Here is a 3,481-nt window from a genome sequence, read left to right as displayed (position 1 = left end):
CGACCTGCCCCGTGTACGCCGCACCATCCAGCTCGATCAACGGATCTCCGGAGCGCACCGTCCCGCCCGGGGTCACGAGGACTCGCGCCACGCGTCCGATGACGCGCGGAAAGACGGTGACGGCCGCCGGAGGGAGAATCGTGCCCCGGCCAACCGCGACCGGGCTCACGGTCGTCCGGGCGACCCGCCACGCTTCGACGGCGGGAACGCGGGCGCGGAGCATGAACGCGATCGCCGCCGCCGCCGCGGCGGCGATCGCCGCCGCGCCGCCGCGGCGCGCGAGGAGGGAGCGAGCGGCCGGTCGATCGGAACGGCCGGCCGTCAACGGCTACCGCCCCGGGCGGAGCGACTCGGGGTCGGGCGTCGGAACCGAATCGAGCCCCTCCACCTGCACGTCCTTCCACGCGAGGAGGTCGCCGATCGCCTTGTGGTAGGCGACCATCGCGTCGCGGTACTGCGTGAGCGCCTGGAGCTCCGCGCTGCGCGCCGTCGCGAGATCGTTCTGGACGGAGAGGACTTCGAACGCCGTGACGAGGCCGTTGTCGTACTTCTTCTTGGCGGCATCGACGTTGCGCTCCGCGAGCTCGCGCGATTTCCCCGCCGCCGCGATGGACTCGCGGGCCGTCTCGATCGCGCGGGCGTCGTTGCGGACCTCCACCGTCACATTCTGCCTGAGCTGCTCGAGCGACGCGAGCGACCCCTCGAGGGACCACCGGGCGACGCCGGCGGCGCCCTTCGCCGTCCGGTTCAGGATCGGCACCGAGAGGTTCACCCCCACGGTCCAGTGGCGGAAATCGGTGTGCGAGATCTGGCTCAGAGCGTCGCCGTAGTCGCCGGGGATCACGACGCCCGTCGGGTTGTTGTTCGCGTCGAGCACGTGGAACGGACCGCCGAGGCCCGCGTACCCGTACTGCGCGTTGAAGTCGAGCTGCGGAAGGAGCTGGTTCCGCGCGAAGTCGTAGTTGATCCGCGCGTTGGCCGTGCTGTAGATCGCGCTGCGGATCTCCGGGCGGTTGTGGATCGCCGCCTCGACGCCGGCGGCGGTGTCGATCGGGGTCGCCTCGACGCGCACTTCGTCGGTCGGGATGATGTGGTCGTCCCATCGGTTCGCGCCGCCGAAGTTGAGGAGCCGCTTCATCCGGTCTTCGGCGTCGCCGACCGCCTGGGTGGCGGTGATGATGTCGAGCTCCCGCTGCGCCACGCCGGCTTCCGTCTGGACGATGTCGATCGGCGCCTGGGAGCCGACGTCGATCTTGATCTTCGTGATCCGGTAGAGCTCCTGGGCGAGATCCCGGGACTCCTTCTTCACCTCCAGGTTCTGGCGGGCGTAGACGAGGTCCCAGTAGGCCTGCTCGACGGTCGTGATCCCCGTCTGCAGGACCTGGAGATAGGTCTGGTCGTTCATCGCCCGGTTGTTCTTCGCGATGCGGATGAACCGCTCCGTCACGTTGCGCCCGAAATTCCGCAGCAACGGATGCTTGAGGGCGAGGAAGAGGGAGGCGTCGTAGGACGGATTGATCAGGTAGAACGTGTTGTTCGTGTCGATCTTCGTGTTGTCGAAGCCGAGCGTGAACGTTCCGCCCGTCGGCACGAGCTGGGAAATCCCGATGTCGCCGACGGTCGTCTTCGTGTCGGTTGATACGCCGCCGCCGAGGACCGTCGCCTGCGGCTGCTGCAGGTCGTCGAACGAGACCGTCGCGAACGCGAGCGGATCGAAGATGCCTTTCTGCTGGAGGACCCCGTAGAAACCCGCCTCGTTTCCGGCGATCGCGACCCGGAGATCCACGTTGTTGGCGAGCGCGAGCGCGATCGCGTCGCGCAGCGACAGCCGCACGCCTTCCTCGGCCGCCGCGGGAATCGGCTCCGGGGGAGTCTTGCCCGCACGCGCGGAGACGGTCACGGAAACCGCGGGGTGCTCGGGGGCGGCCGGCGGCGGAGGCGCCGCGGGAGGAGGCGGCGCGAGGTGGGTCTGCGCCGCCAGGGTCCCGGCGAAGGCCGCCGCGCATGCCGTGATCGTCAGGGCCGTGAAGGTTTTCATCGACTCATACTCCTCGTCAGCGTCGTTCGCTATCCGATTACGCGATCCGCGCCGGAAAGTTTCGTCTTTTCTGCCTGTTCCGACGGAAAAAAGCAAGCGGCGCGCCGTCCTTCCGGCTCTGCCGCGAGCGGCGGCTCTTCCTGAGAGCATCGGGAGCGCGCGGAGGGACAACGGGGATGGAAACGGCACCCCGGCGGGAGCGACGCGGGATCGGGCGGCTCTCCGGGAATCGCCCGCCCCGCGAGCAGCGCCGCGGAATACGGATGGCGAGGCCCCGAAAAGAAATCGGCGGCGGGCGCCTCTTCGACGAGCCGCCCTCCGTAGAGCACGGCCACGCGGTCGGCGACGGTCCGGATCGCGTCCATGTCGTGCGAGATGAAGAGGTAGGCGACGCCCGTCCGTTCCCTCAGGTCGAGGAGCAGGTTCAGCACGCGCGCGCGCGCCGACGCATCGAGCGCCGCCACCGGCTCGTCGCAGACGACGATCCGCGGCCCGGGCGCGATCGCGCGCGCGATCGCGATCCGCTGCCGCTCTCCGCCGGAGAATTCCCGCGGGTACCGGCGGGCGGCCGACGGTTCCAGCCCGACTTCGCCGAGGAGCGCCGCCACCCGGCTCCGGAGCGCCGGGCCCGAGAGGCCGCAGAGCGCGCGGAGAGGCTCCGCGATCGAGTCCCCCGCGCGCATGCGGGGATCGAGAGACGTGGCGGGATCCTGGAAGACGATCTGCACGTTTCGGCGCGCGCGCCGGAGCGCCCGACCCGAGAGCGCGAGCCAGTCCTCTCCGTCCAGGAGGATCGCGCCCCGCGTCGGCTCCTCGAGACGCGCGACGATCAGTCCGAGCGTCGTCTTCCCGCTTCCCGACTCCCCGGCGATCGCCAGCGCTTCTCCCGCGGAAAGGTCGAACGACACGCCGTCGAGCGCTTCGGCGCGCTTTCCCGCGCCGAAGGCGCCGGACGCGGCGTACGTCTTCGAAATCCCCTCGACCCGGAGGAGCGCGCCGCTCATGCGGCTTCGGGAGCGTAGAGGAAGCAGCGCGCCCGCGAGGCGCCCGCGGCGTAGAGATCCGGCTTCTCCCGTTCGCACCGCGGAAACACGTCCGCGCACCGCGGCGCGAATGCGCACCGCGGCTCGGCGCGCTCGGCGAGCGAAGGCGCGCGCCCGGGGATCACCGGAAGGCGGCCGGCGGAGCCGCTTCCGCCCGACGCCGCGAGGGCCGCGGCGTACGGATGGCGGGGACCGCGAGCGAAGTCCGCTCCGGCCGCCTCCTCCACGATGCGTCCCGCGTACAGCACGGACACGCCGTCGCAGGCGGCGGCGCGCCGCAGATCGTGGGTGATCAGGAGGAGAGCGAGTCCCCGATCGCGCCGAAGGCGATCGACGAGCTCGAGGACCTGCGAGGCGAGCGGAGGGTCGAGCGACGAGGTCGGTTCGTCGGCGATCAGCA

At 70.8% G+C, this 3,481-nt stretch carries 4 protein-coding genes; all 4 read right to left on the bottom strand.

From position 1 onward, the window contains the following. Positions 1-325 (bottom strand): biotin/lipoyl-binding protein (locus tag VFS34_06950; protein HET9794182.1); only part of this gene is annotated, 325 nt, incomplete at its 3' end. Positions 326-328: 3 nt separating this feature from the next. After that, positions 329-2,038, bottom strand: coding sequence for a TolC family protein (locus VFS34_06945; GenBank protein HET9794181.1), 1,710 nt, complete (start codon positions 2,036-2,038; stop codon positions 329-331). 29 nt (positions 2,039-2,067) lie between these two features. Further along, entirely contained in the window at positions 2,068-3,042 is a 975-nt protein-coding gene (locus tag VFS34_06940; GenBank protein ID HET9794180.1) for an oligopeptide/dipeptide ABC transporter ATP-binding protein, read from the bottom strand. Then, positions 3,039-3,481: oligopeptide/dipeptide ABC transporter ATP-binding protein (locus VFS34_06935; protein HET9794179.1), on the bottom strand; the 443-nt coding region annotated here is incomplete at its 5' end. The genes VFS34_06935 and VFS34_06940, both read right to left, overlap by 4 nt.

Source organism: Thermoanaerobaculia bacterium, from assembly GCA_035717485.1.
Taxonomy (GTDB): domain Bacteria; phylum Acidobacteriota; class Thermoanaerobaculia; order UBA5066; family DATFVB01; genus DATFVB01.
The sequence above is the reverse complement of the archived record's forward strand: the minus strand, read 5'-3'. Positions and strand labels throughout refer to the sequence as shown.